The sequence below is a fragment of the Arthrobacter sp. SPT-J7 genome (genome assembly GCF_059089965.1).
Window position 1 is genome coordinate 361,010 of sequence record NZ_JBNHFF010000003.1, and the last position, 18,119, is coordinate 379,128.

The following is an 18,119-nucleotide window of genomic DNA, read 5'->3' on the forward strand; positions in this document are numbered from 1 at the left end:
TCCCCCAACCGGGCAGTGACGACTATTAGGACACCCGCCCGCATGTCCGGATCGCAGTCTACTGGTACAACCCCTGATACATGACTGCTAATCGCAGGTTTCTTTCACCCACTTACGCATCACCTTCAGGGTGTACTCGTCCCGAACTTCTTGGCCTCTGTGCTTGTGCTGCGGCCGTAGAACCTCAATCTCATCGTCGTAATACTATGCACACGACAGACCCTCTTCGGGGAATCGCTTGCTGGACGCTGCAGTATCCACTCCCCCATAATCCATAGCCTCTACCTGGTGGGCCCAAGGCGGCAAGCGGTATTAGCGGGTTTCCGTGGGCAGGTGGCTAAGCCATCCCACTAGTTCGTCGTGTTCGATGAGCGCCTTTGTGTTTACGTAACGTGCAATGAGGTATCCATGCTTGATCTGTGCGCGCAGCATCTCGGGGCTGCAGCCGACCCTGACTGCTGCCTGGTCTACGGTGTAGGCGAGCTGGCGCGTGGTGTGGCATGGACAGCAGTTCGCGTGCTGGTAGTCCTTCCACTCGGGCATCAGCAGGACTCCGCGGGCAGATTATCCAGCCATTCGGCCAAGTCTTCGTGGCGGATGACGCCTTTAGTATTCGCATAGCTGGCCAGCAGATTGCCGTCTGCAACATGCTGCTTCAGCGTGCGGATGCTGTAGCCGGACTGGTAGGCGGCTTCCTCGAAAGTGTAAGCAAGCTTTTGGGGCATCTGATTCCACTCAGGCATGGGGGCGTCCACTCCTATGATTCTTTGCGGTGCCGCTGTGCGCCATCTGAGAGGTCGAAGATGCTGCCTGTTTTCTGCAATATTCGTATGCTGCGATGTCTGCTTCAATGAAGCGCCAGACGTGCCCGAGCTTCCATGCTCCAGGGATTCCGCCGGCTCTCGCCTGCCCTATGATCCGCTCGGGACGCCTCCCCCATCGCTGGGCGAGCTGACCCGTGGAAATGAGCGAGTCATGCCGGGCTCATCCCCGCAGCAGTCGGTTGTTCCTGCGGGAGGTAGGCGACCTTTGGTGTCGTCTTCTTCCGTTCAGGCACGAAGGCCCCCGAGCCGAATACGCGGCGTCGGCGCGTGCCTGGCGAGTGGCGGGGTGACACTGTGGCCGAGTGGGAACGCCCTGGAGTGAGCAGCATCTCAGTTAAAGGCCAGGCGTGCCGGGAACCGGCTTCATACAGGTATCGTTACCTATCCGTAATATTCTCGATCGAACTAGGTACGAAATATGGCTGACGATTCCGCTGCCAACGATAAGCCCAAACCGTTTCTCGGACTAAGTGGCACCCAAACTATTGGCTCCGCGCTGGCCGCGGTGACCTCCGCACTAGTGGGGTCCTTTCTCGGCGTCGCCGGAACGCTGATCGGTGCCGCAATTGGTTCCATCGTCGCCACGGTGGGCGCTGCACTCTATGCCCGGACGCTGAGTTCCGCCGCCACTGTGGCCCTGAAGAAAATCCCCAAGGCTCGGGTGGGTGCCTTGCGGGGCATTGAAGAGGTGGCCGCCAGCGCTCCGTCCGAGGAGATCGAACCGGCGACTAAGCCTGCCAGGAAGCGCATCGCCCCTAAGACGTGGGTCAAGGTCGGCCTCGCCAGCGCCGCGGCTTTCGGCATCGCGATGGTCGGCATCACCGCGGTCGAATTTGGTACCAGCCAGCCGATCTCCAGCCTGGTTTCGTCGGCTACCGGTATCGACCGTGCCTCAAGCGCCCACAAGACGACCCTCGGATCCTTGACCGGCAACCAAGAGGCGCCGGATCAAACGGACAAGCCGGCCAAGCAGGACGAGGACACAGCGAAGACCGGAGATGGTGCGGCCGACGAAACCGTGTCGACGGACGGTCCTTCCGTCGGCGGAAAGACCTCAACGGAAACTGAAGAGCCGGGAAATGACAGCTCAAACGGCAGCGAACAGGCCCCGGTCCCGGCCCCTGCCCCTGCCCCGACAACGGGCGAAACCGTCGAGCCTGCCCCGGAACCGACTCAGGCCCCGGCGCCGGACGAGCTCCCGGAACCCGGTCCCGCCGAGCAAGGCGCCCCGTCCGTTGGTGGCGGCGACGCCGGAACTGGTCAGTAGCTAGCACGTCCCGCGGCTGGGCGCTCCCTGCGCCCAGCCGCGGCAGTATTTAACGCGTCCTTTCAGACGTGACTCCGCGGCCCGTGCGCATTCCTCCTAGCATCCATTCGATGGCCACATCCTGTCCCCCGAAGCAAGCCCCGTCCCAGGGAAGAGTCGGAATCCTCTTCGTTGACAGCACCCATGCACGGGTCCATACTGGCTGACGTCTGCACGGCTTTCCGTGGAAAGGACCGCGGCTTCAGCCCGCAGCCAATGGGGGAAAAGCGGGTGGAGCCATGCGCACACGCACATTGGTTATGCCGTCTAAATCGGCGACTTTCCTGTCCGCGATGCTCCTTGTCGCCGGCGTCTTGACCCCCTCGTTTCTGTCCGCTGACGTCCCAGCCTGGGGCCTAACCCCGCCCGGCCAGAGTAAGGCGGCTGGAGGCAGCACTGGTAGCGCCGGAACGCCACAGATCGACGTGCGGGTCATGACGTTTAATATCCGCCACGGCACGGATGAGGATAACGACCTCGACTTGGAGAGCGTCGCCGACGACATCGAATCCGCCAAGGCACAGATCGTCGGGCTACAGGAAGTAGACCGGCACCGCTCCTCCCGGAGTGATTACGTAGACCAGGCGAAGTGGCTGGCGAAGCGCCTCCACATGGATTTTGCTTTCGGGCTCAACCGCAAGACACCGCCGAAAAAAGGGCACAAAAAGCCGGGCCTGCACGGAGTCGTTGTGCTGAGCAAGTTTCCCATCCTCTCGGCGCGCAACCACATGCTGACCAACATCAAATACAAGCACCGCCCCACCAAGCAGCGCAGCATGCTGGAGGTGGTGATTGACATCAAAGGCACCAAGATCAGCTTCTACAACACTCATCTGGACCACCAGCGCAAGGAACAGCGTCTCGCCGAAATGAAGGAAATCCTGGCGATTACGCGGCAGTCCTCCAAGCCGTCGATCTTCGTCGGCGACCTCAACTCGCAGCCCTTCTCCCGGGTGGTGGCCTTGGCCAAGACTGAATTCCACGATGTGCTGGCTGAGCTAGGAAAAAGCGGGGAACCCACCTTTCCCTACGACGACCCGGACCGGCGGATCGATTACATTCTTACCAGAGGGCCGATCTCCGCTCGCCGGGCCACGGTGGTTGATACAGATTCCTCCGACCATATGCCCGTGGTTGCGGACCTGATCATCGCCGAACCTGCCAAGCAAGGTGTCCAGCCGCCAAGCCGCGTGGAGGGCGGCCCGAGGATTGTGCCGCATACGCCGGCCGCGCCGAGGACCGGTGTGCCGCCAATCTGGTTCTAAGCAGGAGTCTCGGCCAGAAAATGACGGAGGCTTGGACTGGCGGGGATCGCGTCGGCTACGGGGTGTCTTCGTCGCCCGGCGGGCTGGCGACCATCGAATCGTCATGCTGCCGGGGCAGAACCGGCGGCAGCAGCGCGTCCACCACGCGCCGAGCAGCGCCGCCGTCATCCTTTGGGGCGAAGCGTGCTGCAAACTCCTCCAGCCGGAGCCCGCGGCCGGGATCCGGGGCAGCCGCCTCGGCCAGCGCGTCGAAGAGTTCTTCTTGGGTTTGGACCACCGGCCCGGGGAGGTCCGCACCATAGTCGAGGTAGAAACCGCGCAAGGTGTCCCGGTAGTGCTCCAGGTCATAAGCGAAGAAGACGATCGGCCGGCGCAGAATCGCATAGTCGAACAGCACCGATGAATAGTCGGTGACCAGTACATCGCTGGCCAGAAACAGTTCCTGGATCTCCGGGTAGCCGGATACGTCGCGGACGCAGCCCGCCACGCTCTCGGGAATAACCACACGGTTGGCGATCAGCACATGCATGCGCAACAGGAGCACGGTGTCCGCCCCGAACTGCCGCTGGAAGGCCTCTAGATCCAGCGGCAGCTCAAAGCCGAACCGCCCTGTGCCGGTGGACTGGTCGTCCCGGAAGGTCGGTGCGTAGAGCACCACCCGGCGGCCATGCGGAATGCCCAGCCGTTCCCGGATCACCTTGCCCGCATCGCTTTCGCGGCCCAGCGCCAGCACGTCATTGCGCGGATAGCCTTCCTCCAGCACCGGCCCGCGGTAGTCGAACGCGCTGCGAAAGGCGCGTGTGGCATACGAACTGGGCGAAAGCAGCACGCTCCATTGCCGGACTGCTTGGTCGACCCGGTCCAGATAGTTTTCGTCCCGGCCGTGGACCTGTTCCAGGTCGTGCAGCATGCGCTTGAGCGGTGTGCCGTGCCAGGTCTGGATGAATTCGCCGTTGCGGCGCCGCCGCAGGTAGTGCGGGAAGCTCTGATTGTTCACCCAATACTTGGCCCTGGCCAGGTACCAGAAATAGCCGGGCGAAAGCCGGCGCACCACCTTGGTCCGAGGATAGCTGCCGGGCAATTTCCGGGGATAGATCCACACTTTGCGGCGCTGGTCCCCGCGCCGCACCAATTCCTCGTAGAGGTAGCGGGGGCTGTCCGCGTACTGGGTGCCCAGCCCGCTCTCGAACACGATGAGGTCCTCGGAAACCGGCATGCGGGACACCACGCGGAACAATCGCCGCATGGCCGGGAAATAGAACCGGCTGCCACGGAGGCGACGGCCGACGGTTTGCACTATTTCCGGCACCCCGGCGTCGCGCAGTCCCGGCGCCGCAGGACGGGCGCTGACAACTGCGTCGAAGATGCGGCGGCAGTTTTGCTGGTCCTTGTGCGTGAGGAACCGACGGGCACGCTGCTGGTATTCGGGGGTGACGACGCAGCCGGCGCCAAGCGCCTCCTCCAACAGATCCAGCAGCCTGTCACGGTCAAACGCTATCCGGCCGGGCAGTTCCGCGTCCAGGTCCAAATGAGACCCCCGCGGACCAAGGAAACGTTCCCGGTCGAACTGGTAGTAGATCACCGGTTTATCCAGGAAGCTGAAATCGAATCCCACGCTGGAGTAGTCAGTGACCAGCAGTGCGCTCTGCTTGAGCAGGTACTGAACGTTGACTTCCCCTTGTGAAATGACGCGGGCCGGGACGCCGTCGAAGAAGGAGCGGTACTGCTGCATGTTGGGATGCAGGCAGAAGACGAGCTCTGCTCCGTACTTTCCGGTTAAAGCGGATAACCGGGGGTCCCGGAGAAAGGTGGACCAGGCGCGCAGGTAATCGGACTCGGCGAAGCGGCCCGGGTCCTGCAGCCAGTCCCGCCAAGTCGGAATGATCAGGATCTGGTTCGGCTTGACTGGAACGTCCCCGGCGAAGAGGGTGTCGAAGCGGGACAGGCCCGTGACCGCGACCTGCTCCGGCCGGTACCCGAAGTCGCTGACGATGTACTCCTTCTCCCGCTCCGAGCTGACCAAGAAGAGATCCGTTTCGAAGCCCGGGGCATTGCGCCCGTAGTTCGGGACCATCCATTTGGTCCCCATCACTCCGTGCTGCAGGAAGACCTTCACGGCCCGCACCGAACGATGGAACTGCGGCAGCCTCGTCGGGTAGAGGAAGTCGGGGTGGTGCGAGCCAATGAACCGCTCGGCCTTCAGCGCCACTTCCACGTGTTCCTTGGACTGATAGGCGACCACGTGGCCTAAGCCTTCTAGGTTTCGGGCCTCCGGGGAATCCGGATCGATGACGTAGTAGGCGTCGATCTCAGGGTGGTGGCTGCGCAGGTACTGAAAGAAGGCCAATCCGGTGTCTTGGGCTTTGTAAGGCTGCTCGCCTACCAGCCATACCGGCCGGCCCGTCGCCTGGCCACCATGGGGCACCCCGCGTAGTCGTCCACGGGTGCGCTCCTGCAGGCACTCGAAGGCATCAGTGTCCAGCAGCTCAATGTGGAAGGAAGTCTTCTTCGCTTTGAAGGTGTAATACGGAATGATGCACAGCGTGCGCTCGCCGCGGTTCTTCCAGCCGGGCCGGGTCAGCTTCCGGACGATGTATCGGGTGCGGCCGACCCGCACTCGGTGAGGTTGAAGGGCTTCCCGGTCGTGGACCTCCAGCCAGGCGTCCAGAATGCCGTCTTTGGACAGTGCGTCATCCGGGAGAGCGGCCAAATCCAGCCGGACCGAGAGCCGGTATTCGCGCAGGCCAAAATTGCGCTGGGTCGCGGTGCTATCCAGAACAACGCGGGCCGGGGCGGCATACCGGGTTCCGCTGCGGCGTCCGATGAGCACGAGTTCGGCACGGACAACCTCGCCATGGCGCGTGCGCAGCCGCCCGGAGAGCCGGACGACGGCGCCGGCCACCGAGAGTCGTTCCACATAGATGGCGTGGTAGGGCTTGAGCGGCCGGTCGACCGCAAGCCGGAGAAAGCCATTTCGGTTTACATAGAGCGCCAGGACGGCGCCGGAGCTTGACGTGACCGGCCGCAGCGGGCCGATCATAGTGCGCCGAAACCTGCCCACGGAGACGAAGCCGCGGGAATCCCCGTCCTCTGCCTCAATCCTCGATGCGTAGCGCGGCAGCCGGTCTGCGGCGGCCCTTAGTTCGAGCAGCACCGGCAGGACGCCGCCCTCGCCGTCATCGGCTGGCTGAGCGACGACGCCGGGGAAGTCCACGAGCTCGATCAGCGCCGAATACTCGGGACCTGTGTGTCCGGCGAGTTGCGAGGCGCCGTTGCCCGGGGCCGGAGGCAGGCCTGTGCCCGGACCCACCAGGCTCAGGTCGGCAAGACGAACCATTTCCTCGCCGGATCTGGTCCACAGGGCGACCGGAGTCAGTTCCACGGACAGCCTCACGCCCACCGCCAACTGCGTGCCCTGCTGGCAGATGTCCAGCCGGTGCAACTCCAGCCGGGCGCCGGGCGCGCTGCGGTCCAGGACGTGCTCGGCGCGCTGCCGGGCCGAGAGCAGCAGGCTCCGGAGGGAAGACTGCGCGGTCACCCTTGCACCTCGAACGAGCATGGCACCGGGAAGTACTCGGCGAGGAACTCCTGCATCATCCGGTCTAGCTCCGCCGGGTTCAACCCGGTGCTATCAACTTCGTTGAGGCAGAAGACATCCGAGCTGCGGTCGCGGAGTAGCCGCAGCAGTTTGCCCTGTGCGGAGGGCTGAGAGATGTCGCAGTAGCGGTAACTCAGCCGTCCCGGCACCGTTTTGCCGATCAGGTACCCGTAGTAGTGTGCAACCGCGGAAGCTACCGAGATGTCCTCGGGCGTGCGGAACTTCGCCGCTATCGTCGCTCGGATCTGGTCCGGAAACTGCTGCTCGATCCGGGCCAACGTGCTGACCCGCTCCGGGTGCGCTACGTGCTGGAATTTATAGGCAATTGTCCTGCCGAATGCCGTCTCCAGCAGCTCGCGGTTCCGGCGTGCCGCGCTGTCCACTGGTAGGTCCTCCGGGCTGTCGGGACCAAAGTCTACAGCTTTGCTGGACAGGAACATCTTGGTTAGCCCGTTACCGAGGAAGAACAGATCAGGATCCACAGAGCGGCCGAAAAAGACATCGTCGTTCAGGTAGAGGAAATGTTCGCTTAGCCCCGGAATGCGGTGCAACTGGGCCTCGATCGCATGCGAGTTGAAAGTGGGCAGGACGCCGGGGTCCGCAAAGATATCGCGGTGGTGCACCAGCGAGATTCGTGGGTTGGAGAGGTTTAACCAGTCCGGGACCTGTCCGGAGGTGACCAGATAGACGTGGTTGACCCAGGGTGCGAAATAGTCCAGCGAGCGCAGCGAGAAACGCAGTTCGTCATGCTGCCGAAAGCGGGCCTCGTTCGCGGAGTACTCGCTGTACCGGCTTCCGCCGACTCCGCCGAGGGCGGAAGCCTCCCGCCAGGCAACGGCTTTCTCGGCGGCCCACTCGGGATCGGAGCCGTCCACCCAGGTGTAGACGGCGTCGATAGGAAAGGTGACGTCCGAATACCACGGCAGGGTCCGGCGCGGACCCGCGGCCACGCTCAGGACACTACCGTGCCGCTGGTCGGCCAGCACCACTCCCCCTGCCTCCAGCGCCTCGAAAAAGGTCAACGGCTCACCCGGCTCCGGCTTGGCGTCCGCCACGGGGTGCGGACCGTCCCCCTTTTCGGCGAGCAGATAGACCGGTCTCCCCTCCGAGGCACGCGCCACAGCCGCCACGGCGTCCCTCAGTTGCTCGGGTGCGATGTCCAGCGTGGGGGCTCCTCCGGGCAGCGATGCTTCCTGGAAGGCGATGCCGGCGGCCTCGAGGGCTCCGGCTAGCAAGGCACGGTTGTCCGCAATGGCCTGAACCGCGCTGAACCGTGACACAGAGCGGGCCGGCAGCAGCCCCCCTGCCACCGACACAGCGGCCTCCCCCTCGGTCAGCTCGGTGCGCTGGACCCGCAGCCGGGTGTGGTCCGCAGCCCTCTTGAGGCCGCGCTGCATCCCGGTCCTGCCGTAAACGAGGTTGAACAGGGCCCGCACCATCGGTCTGGGGAGGGTGCGTGCGAACCAGCCCCGCACTGCAGCGATCATACGCTTCCCTCCCCCCCCCCAGCGAGCCGGTAGTCCCCTCAGCAGGAATACTAGGCTGGTAACAGTCCCACGGAAAGCAGGAAAGCCCTTGACCATCGCCGCCACCGCCCGACGAGCCCTGGAGCTAGCACGCGACCGTGCCGCAGGAACGCTGCTGGAACGACGGGTCCGGACCCGGCTCGCCGCCGCCAATACCGGCGCGCCGGAACGGTTCGATGCCGTGGTCTATTTCGCTGATGATCCCGGCAGCGCCTACCAGCTCCGGCAATGGCTGGCGCCGCTGGCGGAGCTAGCCAAGACGCATCCCACCGCCGTGCTGGTGCACCGCCCGACAACGGCCGCGGCGCTGCTGCCGGAATCGCCACTGCCGGTGTTCCTGACCACCGGCATTGGTCAGGTGGAGGACTTCATTGCCTCCCACCGCGTCAGGCTGGTGTTTTACGTGAACAACAACCGGGACAATTTCACCGTCCTGCGCCTGGCTGGCCCGCGTCACGTGCACCTAAGCCACGGCGAGAGCGACAAGATCTCGATGGCATCCAACCAGCTCAAGGCTTACGACTACGCATTCATCGCCGGCGCCGCCTCCCGCGAGCGCATCCTCGGCCACCTCCACGGTATGGACCCCGCCAAGCTGGTGGAGATCGGCAGGCCCCAGCTGGACACACCGGTACGGAACGTCAAGGTGTACGACGGCGACCGGACCACGGTGCTGTATGCCCCCACGTGGGAGGGTGACCGGCCCGCGATGTCCTACGGTTCGGCGGACAGCCACGGCATCTCCCTGGTCACGGCGCTACTGGCCGATGCCCGCTACCGGCTGATCTTCCGCCCGCACCCGCGCACCGGCGTCCGCGTCCCTGCCCACCGGGCAGCAGTGCGCCACATCACCGGCCTGATCAAAAAGACGCAGCAGCAGGATCCCGGGGCGGGACATTGCCTGGACAGCCGTCCCGACGTGGCCGCTGCAATGGCTGAGGCGGACGCCTGTGTTTGCGACATCTCGGCAGTGGCCATGGACTGGCTGCCGCATGCCAAGCCCCTGCTGCTTACCCGTCCGGTGGATCCCGAAGCCGACATCCAGAACGGCGGGATCACCGCCGTCGTGCCGTTACTGGACGCCGCAGATGCGGAAAACATCCCGAGCATCCTCGCCGGCATGCTGTCCCGGCCCGTGCCACAAGAGCAGATGGCCCTGGTGGAACACCATTTCGGCGACACGGCACCGGGGGCTGGGACCCGACGTTTCCTGGATGCGGTCGAGAGGGTGCTGCGGGCGGGCTGAGGCCCTGCCGCTGCCCCAAGTCAATACCTCTCCGAGGAGCAGCTGTCCTGTCCCAGTTAACGGGTGGCTTGGCGCGAGGTGTTGAGGTGTTGTTCTATCGCAGCCTGAGGAGTAGTGTTCGGGCACTATCGCATCTTGGGGTTGCGCGCTGATTCGGGGGAATCATGAAACGCCTATTTTCTGCTGCCGCAATGGTTGCCCTATCGCTCGGTCTGGTGGTGATGCCGCCCTCATTGCCGCAGGCCGACGCGGCGACCGCAACATTGGCCATTGTCGACGGCGGACCGGGAACCGCTGCCAAGGCTACCGCTCAATTCACTCCGGCTGTAACCGGCCAGGCGGTGAAGCTGCAAGTGAAAACGCTCGTCACGTCCATGACCGTTGAAGTGACGTCTTCGACATGGAAGACGGTTGCCACCGGCGCCCAGGAGGCCAGCGGCAAGGCGACCTTCAGCATCTCCAACCCGCTGGAGGTCAAGCACGAGTACCGCGCAGTAAGCGGCACCGGCAGCACCGCAGCGGTCACCGGCATTGTCAAGTACGCGGCCAAGACCGCCACTAAGAAGTCCGGGCTTCCCGTGGTGTACCTGAACACCAACGAGGGCAAGTCGATCAGCACCCGCAGCCGCTATTTCGAAGGCAAGTTTGCCATCAAGGCCGGTGCCGGCTGCAAGGCCATCTCGTCGCAGTTGGCGGCGGCCAAGGGACGGGGCAACTCGTCCTGGACCTTCGATAAGAAGTCGTACACGATCAAGCTCGACAAGAAGGTCGATTTGTGCGGGATGGGCGGCAGCAAGAAATGGGCTCTGGTAGCAAACCATTATGACAAGTCGCTACTGCGCAATTCGCTCGCCGGCTTCGTTGGCTCGAAGATGACGAAGCTGGCCTGGACCCCCAGATCCAAGCCGGTGGACCTCTACATCAATGGTTCCTACCGCGGTTCCTACCTGTTGATCGAGAGGATCGCGGTCACCGACCCTGCCAAGAAGAAGCCCGGCGACGCAGTCCGGGTCAGCGTCCCGGAGCTGGACTCAAGCTCGGCCAACAAGACCGGCGGCTACGTCCTCGAGTGGGATTTCCGTAAAGGAGCCGATCACAACGTGACAGTCGGCAAACACGGCTATGTGGGCATCAAGGAACCCGAAAACGACTATGACGAGGCTGGCAAGGACACTGGAAAAGGCATCACAGCGGCACAGGTCAAATACATCGACGGGTACCTCGATGCCGCGGACAAGGCTCTGTTCGGCAAGGACTTCAAGTCCTCCACTAAAGGCTGGCGTAAGTACATCAGCCTTCCCTCAGCCGTTGACTATTACATCGCCATGGAACTCATGAAGCCCCTCGACGGCAACATGTATGCCAGCGTTTACATGTACAAGAAAGCCGATGGAAAGCTGTATTTCGGTCCGCTCTGGGACTTTGATATTGCAGCTGGGAACGCCGACCGGGGTGGCAAGCTGGAAACCGCGAACAGCTGGTACCTCCGCGATCCGCTCAAGATCGCCGCACGGCAGTCCGCGGACACTTGGTTCAACCGGCTGAATGACGATCCCGGTTTCCGAAAGGCCGTCAGCAAGCGCTGGACGCAGGTTTACGCTTCGCTGAAGAAGAGTGATTCCTATCTGGCCAGCCAAAGCAAACTGGTCAAGAATTCGGCAACGGCAAACTTCAAGCTGTGGAACGTCAAGCAGAAGCTGCGCGACTACCACATCGTCAAAGGCTCCTGGCCGAAGGAAGTCAGCTACCTGCGCAGTTGGACGAAGAGCCGGATCAGTTGGATGAACAGCCAGTACAGATGACGCAGTTCCTCCCTGTTACGGGCAGGGAGCGGCGGGTAGACTGACCGGCACACCGCACCTTGGCCGTGACCTTCGTCAGGAGCCAAAACGAAAGCACAGCTAACATCCCCGGCCGGAACCAACCAGGACTCCGGCAGCACGGCCTGCAGGGCCGGCTTTCGGCAGGACATCCAGGGCCTGCGGGCGCTCGCCGTGTCCATGGTCGTGGTCTACCATCTCTGGCCCGGGGCACTAGCCGGCGGCTTCGTTGGCGTGGACGTCTTTTTCGTCATCTCGGGCTACCTGATGACTGCCCATCTGCTCGGCAAGCGGCCGCGGACCGGCCGGGACCTGCTCCAGTTCTGGGGCCGGCGCATCCGGCGGCTGCTGCCGGCAGCCTTCGTTGTGCTCGCCGCCACGGCGGTGGGCTCGCGGCTGCTGGCTCCGCCCACCCAGTGGGAGGACACGGCCCGGCAAATCATCGGCTCGGCGCTGTATGTGCAGAACTGGCTGCTGGCCAATAGCTCGGTGGACTATTTGGCCGCCGACGACGCTCCCACGCCCGTCCAGCACTTCTGGTCCCTCTCGGTGGAGGAGCAGTTCTACCTAGGCTGGCCGGTGCTCATGCTGCTGGTCTTCGCAGCTGCCCGTCAACGCCACGTCCGTTCGGTGGTGGCGGTTCGCTGGATGGTGGCAGCAGTGATAGTACTTTCGCTGGCCTTCTCCGTGCTGGAAACGGCGGCCGAACCGGCGAGCGCCTACTTCATCACCCCAACGCGAATCTGGGAACTGGCCGCGGGAGGCTTCGTCGCCACCCTCGCACCGCTCGCCTCCACTCGCCTTCCACAGCCGACGACGGCGGCGCTTGGCTGGGCGGGCGTGGCGGCTATCGTGCTGGCCGGCGTTACCTATTCGACCCAGACCCCCTTCCCCAGCTATACCGCGCTGCTGCCGGTGCTGGGCACCGCGCTCGTGGTGCTATCCGGATCCACCCGGACGTACTCCCCCACCGGGGTTCTGCGGCCGCGCCCGGTTCAGTGGCTCGGCGATGCGTCCTATTCGATCTATTTGTGGCATTGGCCGCTGATCGTGCTGCTGTCTGTCTATATGGGTGCAGGGTTGACGGCCCAGTTGACGGCTCTTGCTCTCACACTGGCTCTCTCGGCAGTGACGAAAACCTATGTCGAAGACAGATTCCGGCGGTCGCTGCCGTCGGCCCGGCTGCTGCCCAGCTACCGTTTTGCGGCAGTCGGCATGGCAGCGCTGGCGGTCCTCGGCAGCGCCCAGTTGGCGGAAGTTGGCGTGCGCCAGCAACTGGCGGCCAGCCAGTTGGAGGCGGTGACACAGAGCCGGGAACCGTGCATCGGTGCGGCCGCCGCAGCACAGGGCTTCGAGGAGTGCCCGCAGGATCCGCAGGCGGCCCTCGTGCCGGATCCCTCCCTGGCCAAGAAGGACCTGCCGGACGCCTACCGGGATGGCTGTTGGGCGGTCAGTGATTTCCTGAACCGGCCGGTGTGCCGTTACGGCAATGGTCCGGTGCAAATCGCGCTTGTGGGCAATTCCCATGCCGGACAGTGGCTGCCCGCGCTGCAGGCGCTGGCCAAGCGCCACGGCTGGACCATCACCACTTTTCTGGCATCCCGCTGCAATGTGACCGACGCCCCGCTGGAGCTGGGCAGCGAGGCCAAGACGCAGAACTGCCTGGCCTACGGGGACTGGGTGATGGAGCAGACCAAGGGCACCAAGTTCGACCTGGTCATCACGTCCGAACGCCAGTCAGTTCCTGTCCAGGGCGAGAGCTGGGGCACCACCCAAGCACCCGCGCTCGCCGGTTACGAATCGTATCTAAAGCAGTGGGCCGCGGCTGGCACCCGCGTGCTGGCGATCAAGGACCCGCCCTACCCTGGCACCAAGATCAGCAACATCCCCGACTGCCTCGCCTCGAACCCCGGCAACCCCGCCGCCTGCTCAGGGACGCCGTCCAGCTGGCACTGGATGGACCCTTTGGACGAGGCGGTCCGCAGGCTGTCCACGCCAGGCATCAGCCGGGTGGACCTGGACAAGTACTTCTGTGTTGACGATGTCTGCCCGGCGGCGATCGGTTCGGTGGTTGCCTATCGGGATGGTTCCCACATCACCGCCACCTATGCCTCCTCACTGGTCCCGTACCTGGAGCGGCCGATCAGCAAGGCGTTGGCGGCTCCCCGCCCCGGGGCAGGGTAGCTGCCTTGGCCCCTGACCCGAACCGCCCGCGTGCGATTTCACCGGCTGGACCGGCCACCGAAGTAAAAGTCCGCCAAACCTGGATCGACCAAGCCCGCTGGGCGGCCATAGTCTTGGTCGTCGCCGGCCACGCGGCAGGCCTGCTGCGCAGCAGCAGCGGCATCGCCGTCATGGTGTCCAACTTCGTGTACATGTTCCACATCCCCGTCTTGATTCTGCTGGCTGGCTGGGGAGCCAGGCGCGCCGAGGCCAACGGGCGAAACCTGGTGAGGATCTGGTGGCAGTTGCTGCTGCCGTACCTGTTGTTCCAGCTTGTGGCCTTCGGGGTGAACTACCGGTTCGAAGGCACGGCGCCCAGCTGGGCCTTCGCAGAGCAGACCTTCGGCCTCTGGTTTCTGGTGGCCCTGGCTGCATGGCGGCTGGTCGGCCCCTGGTTCCGTGGACTGCGCGGCACAGTGCCCATCGCTCTGGTCCTGGCCTTGCTGGCGGGGATGAGCCCGGATATTGGCGGTTTCCTTTCGTTGTCCCGGGTTTTCATCTTCCTGCCGCTGTTCGTGGCCGGGCCGTGGGTCGTGGAGCGGGTGGCCATCTGGCGCCCGCACCCGCCAATGCGTCTGGCCGGTGCTGCTGTGCTCGCGGCCGGCGCGGTGGTCGTGGGAGTCCAGGGCGAGGAGTTCTGGCGCAGACCCTTCCTCGGCAACGCCGGCTACGAGGAGCTCAGCCTCGACAGCCTCGAGGGCATGCTGGTTCGGCTGATGGTTCTGGCGGTCGGGGCGGCCATGGCAACGGGTTTCATGCTGGTGCTGCCCGGCAGTCCGGGAGCGCCCTCACGCGTGGGCGCATGGGTGGCCGAGGCAGGCCGCCACACCATGTATCCGTACCTACTCCACCTGCCACTGCTGACCATTGTCGGGGCGTCCACGCTGGTGCAGCTGGGACCGCCGACGCTCCGCACGCTGGTGTTCCTCGCCGGGTCCGTAGTGTTCTGCATCCTGACGGTCAGCCGACCAGTCCGGTTCCTCACCCAGGTCCTGGTGGAACCGTACAACGTGGTCCAGGCTGCGCAGCGTCTCCGGCACTCGTGAGCCGCGTGCGGTCCCTTCGCCGTCGTGCTGGAAGGGACCGTGGGGCTTATCATCATCCGGCCGAACGGGTCCAAAGAGCCCCGCGGCGCCCGGCCATCGGAAGCGGATTTTCTTGAGGTTTGTAAATTCTTTGTACAAATCTGCTCCGACACTGCGTTAGGGCGGGCTTTGCGCGGATCCTGATGTTAAGGTGAAGCGTCAATCCGGCCCAGCCATTTCCTACCGCTGTCGCACTGCAGCGGTATGGAAGCCTTGGAGAAGCTTTATGAGCAATCGCGACATTTTGTCCGCAGGCACCCCATCCATTCGCCGCAATCCGTCCTGGTTGGTCTCGGCCCTGACAGCCGTGGCATTGGCCTCCTCCACCTTGCTGATGGTTCCGCCAGCCGCTGGAGCCGCCGAGCTGCCACCGGAACACACCACGGAAGGCACGTTGGATGCAGCGACTGGCAGTGCCAGCCCCACCACGGCCGCCGCAGGCCCCGGGCCTGAACCGGCCGCAGAGCCAGCAACCGAACCTGCCGTCGAACCAACCGGAACGAATCTCGTGGAACCTACGGCTGATCCGGTCGAGACAGCGACGACAGAACAAGACCCAACCCCTGCCGCTACCGAAGAGACAAGAGAACCCGCCGTCGAAGAACCCATCAGCGAAACGATGGAGGCACTGCTCGATCCTGCGGCCGAGGTTGACGTTGACGAGCTCACGCAGGAACAACTGGACGGCCTGATGAAGGCCCTGCAGGGAGAAGACGGCGCCCAGATGGGCCAAGGCCTGCAGCTTCGCCAAGAACTGGCGAAACCGGAACAGCAAGAACAACTCGAGCAGAAGCTGCTGCAGGAGCTGGCACCTGAGGCTGATGCCTTATCCATCGACCGGATGGCAGCGGTACAACCGCTTGCTGCGCCGGACCGCAACAAAGCGCGGCCAGTCGGGATCCAGGGCATCGACGTCAGCAGCCACCAAGGAACGGTTAGCTGGAAAACGGAGTGGAACCTCGGTGCCCGCTTCGCGTATGTCAAGGCCACCGAAGCCACAACGTACCTGAATCCCTACTTTGGCCAGCAGTACGGCGGGTCCTATAAGCAGGGCATGATCCGGGGCGCTTACCACTTCGCCATTCCCAGTGTGTCCACCGGAAAGGCACAAGCGGACTACATGCTCAAGAACGGCGGTGCCTGGTCGGCCGATGGGAAAACGCTCCCCCCGCTGCTGGACATTGAATACAACCCGTACAAGAAGCTGGGCAACACCTGCTACAACATGAGCGCCAAGCGGATGGTGGCCTGGATCAAGGATTTCTCCAACACCATCAAATCCCGCACCGGCCGAATCCCGGCGATCTATACCACTGCCGGCTGGTGGAACCAGTGCACCGGCAACAGCACCGCGTTCCGCGACCATCCGCTGCATATCGCCGAGTACGGGGTCGCCTACCCGGATCCGCTGCCTGCTGGCTGGACCAGCTGGGACATTTGGCAGTACAGCTCCACGGGACCGTTCGTGGGCGACTCCAATGTCTGGCGCGGCAGCTGGACCGATCTTAAAAACTTCGCCGGCCTTTACGACCGCAAGCTGCGTAATACCGCACCCGGGGACATGACCGGTGACGGCAATGGGGACCTACTCTCGCGCCGCAGCGACGGAACCATGTGGCTCTATCCCGGCAACGGCCGCGGGGGTTTCGGCGCGGCACGCCAAATCAGCAGCGGCGGCTGGCAGAAATACGATGCAATTGTCGGTGCCGGGGACCTGAACGGTGACAAGCTCCCGGACGTTTTGGCTCGACACACAGATGGCTCCCTGTGGTTCATGGCGGGCACCTCCAACGCCACCCTCAAGAAGGGAGTGGAGATATCCGCGAAAGGTTGGGAGAAGTTTCATTCCATCCTGGTGCCTGGCGATTTGAACGGGGACGGCAAGCGGGATGTCCTGGTGACGATGTCCGACGGGACTGCCTGGGTCTTCCCCGGCCTCGGCACCGGCCGCTTCGGATCCCGTACCAAGGTGGCGTCCGGCTGGGGCGGCTACAACCAACTGGCCGCTCCCGGGGACTTCAGCGGGGATGGCAAAGCGGACGTCTTGGGCCGCCGGGCCGACGGTTCCCTCTGGGTGCTGCGCGGTACCCGGACCGTCAAACTGGATGGCACCTTCACCGCTGCCACGCGCGTCGCCTCCAAGGGCTGGGAGAAGTTCACGCAGATCCTTGGCCTCGGCGATAACAACCGCGACCGCAAGCCCGACGTCGTCGTCACCCTTCCCGACGGCAATCTCGGATTCTTCGCAGGCTCCCAGATGAAGGACTCCGCAGGAGTCAAGAGCCGCGTGCGCGCGGGACAGTCCGTCTGGCACACGTACGACCTTGTGCTCCCGGCGGGCGATCTCAATGGCGACGGGGATCCCGACCTGTTGGCCCGCAAGCCCAGCGGTTCCTTGTGGTTTGCCGCCGGCAATGGCAATGGCGGCTACGGCGCCCGCGTCAAGATCGGCCCGAGTGGCTGGAACAAGTTCAACCTCTTGGTGGGCGTCGGCGACTACAACGGCGACGGCCGGGACGATGTGTTGGCACGCGGGCAGAAGGGATCTCTCTGGCTCTACCCAGGGACCGGCCGTGCTGCCGCAGGCCAGCAAGTGTTCCAAAACAAGGTCCGTATCGGTAAGAGTGGCTGGAACAAGTTCAGCCATCTGCTCGGCGCCGGCGACGTCAACAGCGACGGCAAACGGGATCTGGTTGCCGTCCAAAGTGATGGCACCGCCTACCTGTACGCAGGCACCGGCATGGGAGGCACAGGGAAGAAGTCCCGGATAGATTCCGGCTGGCAAAGCTACGATGCGATGGCCGCCACCGGGGACTTCACCGGGGACGGAGCCGTCGACCTCGTGGCGAGAAAACGTGATGGCTCGCTGTGGCTGCTCTCCGGGTACACCTCGTATTCCGCCGCAAACGGCTGGTTCGCTGCCGAGAGGAAAATCGCGTCCAAAGGCTGGGACAAGTTCAACCGGATCCTCGGAGTGGGCAACTTTAACCAGGACAGCAAGCCGGACCTCCTGGTGACCAAGACGGACGGCTCGGGTTGGTTCTTCGCGGGCACCCGCTTTGAGCACAGCGGACTATTCTCGCGCAAGCCGGCCGGCAGGTTGTGATATCGGGCCCAGCCGCCCGTGCCCGCAGCCAAGCCTGTATATGATGGGTACTTGCCTCCAGCCCTTCGCACCGCCGGAGGCAAGTACGGGCGGCCACCACTGAGGCCGCTGGACCAAAGA

11 protein-coding genes are annotated in these 18,119 nt (G+C 64.0%); 7 read left to right on the forward strand and 4 right to left on the reverse strand.

Annotated features, from left to right (window positions below):
- Positions 1-312: 312 nt before the first annotated feature.
- Both AC5RWX_RS07130 and AC5RWX_RS07135 read right to left on the reverse strand, forming a co-directional pair.
- Positions 313-543 carry a hypothetical protein gene (locus AC5RWX_RS07130; RefSeq protein WP_494097126.1) on the reverse strand — a complete coding sequence of 77 codons (231 nt, stop codon included), beginning with the start codon at positions 541-543 and terminating at the stop codon, positions 313-315.
- Positions 543-743: a hypothetical protein gene (locus tag AC5RWX_RS07135; RefSeq protein ID WP_494097127.1), complete on the reverse strand. Its 201-nt coding sequence runs from the start codon at positions 741-743 to the stop codon at positions 543-545. Before AC5RWX_RS07135 ends, AC5RWX_RS07130 begins: the two co-directional genes overlap by 1 nt.
- A 499-nt stretch (positions 744-1,242) precedes the next feature.
- On the opposite strand from AC5RWX_RS07135, the gene AC5RWX_RS07140 reads away from it, so the two are divergent.
- Positions 1,243-2,091: a hypothetical protein gene (locus tag AC5RWX_RS07140; RefSeq protein WP_494097128.1), complete on the forward strand. Its 849-nt coding sequence runs from the start codon at positions 1,243-1,245 to the stop codon at positions 2,089-2,091.
- A gap of 473 nt (positions 2,092-2,564) precedes the next feature.
- Entirely contained in the window at positions 2,565-3,395 is an 831-nt protein-coding gene (locus AC5RWX_RS07145; RefSeq protein WP_494097129.1) for an endonuclease/exonuclease/phosphatase family protein, read from the forward strand.
- Positions 3,396-3,450: 55 nt separating this feature from the next.
- Here the strand turns inward: AC5RWX_RS07145 and AC5RWX_RS07150 are convergent, their stop codons facing one another.
- Together AC5RWX_RS07150 and AC5RWX_RS07155 are read right to left on the reverse strand one after the other, a co-directional pair.
- Positions 3,451-6,933, reverse strand: coding sequence for a CDP-glycerol glycerophosphotransferase family protein (locus AC5RWX_RS07150; protein ID WP_494097130.1), 3,483 nt, complete (start codon positions 6,931-6,933; stop codon positions 3,451-3,453).
- On the reverse strand, positions 6,930-8,480 hold the full coding sequence (locus AC5RWX_RS07155; RefSeq protein ID WP_494097131.1) for a stealth family protein: 1,551 nt from the start codon (positions 8,478-8,480) through the stop codon (positions 6,930-6,932). Before AC5RWX_RS07155 ends, AC5RWX_RS07150 begins: the two co-directional genes overlap by 4 nt.
- 88 nt (positions 8,481-8,568) lie before the next feature.
- On the opposite strand from AC5RWX_RS07155, the gene AC5RWX_RS07160 reads away from it, so the two are divergent.
- The 5 genes from AC5RWX_RS07160 (at position 8,569) to AC5RWX_RS07180 (ending at position 17,999) form a co-directional block, all read left to right on the forward strand.
- Positions 8,569-9,765 (forward strand): CDP-glycerol glycerophosphotransferase family protein, encoded by a 1,197-nt coding sequence (locus AC5RWX_RS07160; protein ID WP_494097132.1) that lies wholly within the window; start codon positions 8,569-8,571, stop codon positions 9,763-9,765.
- A 164-nt stretch (positions 9,766-9,929) separates the two neighbouring features.
- Positions 9,930-11,567, forward strand: coding sequence for a CotH kinase family protein (locus tag AC5RWX_RS07165; RefSeq protein ID WP_494097133.1), 1,638 nt, complete (start codon positions 9,930-9,932; stop codon positions 11,565-11,567).
- Between the two features lie 177 nt (positions 11,568-11,744).
- Positions 11,745-13,769 carry an acyltransferase family protein gene (locus AC5RWX_RS07170; protein ID WP_494097177.1) on the forward strand — a complete coding sequence of 675 codons (2,025 nt, stop codon included), beginning with the start codon at positions 11,745-11,747 and terminating at the stop codon, positions 13,767-13,769.
- A gap of 5 nt (positions 13,770-13,774) precedes the next feature.
- Complete coding sequence (locus AC5RWX_RS07175) at positions 13,775-14,854, forward strand: acyltransferase family protein (protein WP_494097134.1); 1,080 nt, start codon at positions 13,775-13,777, stop codon at positions 14,852-14,854.
- A gap of 265 nt (positions 14,855-15,119) precedes the next feature.
- Positions 15,120-17,999 carry a GH25 family lysozyme gene (locus AC5RWX_RS07180; RefSeq protein WP_494097135.1) on the forward strand — a complete coding sequence of 960 codons (2,880 nt, stop codon included), beginning with the start codon at positions 15,120-15,122 and terminating at the stop codon, positions 17,997-17,999.
- The last annotated feature ends 120 nt before the right edge of the window (positions 18,000-18,119 follow it).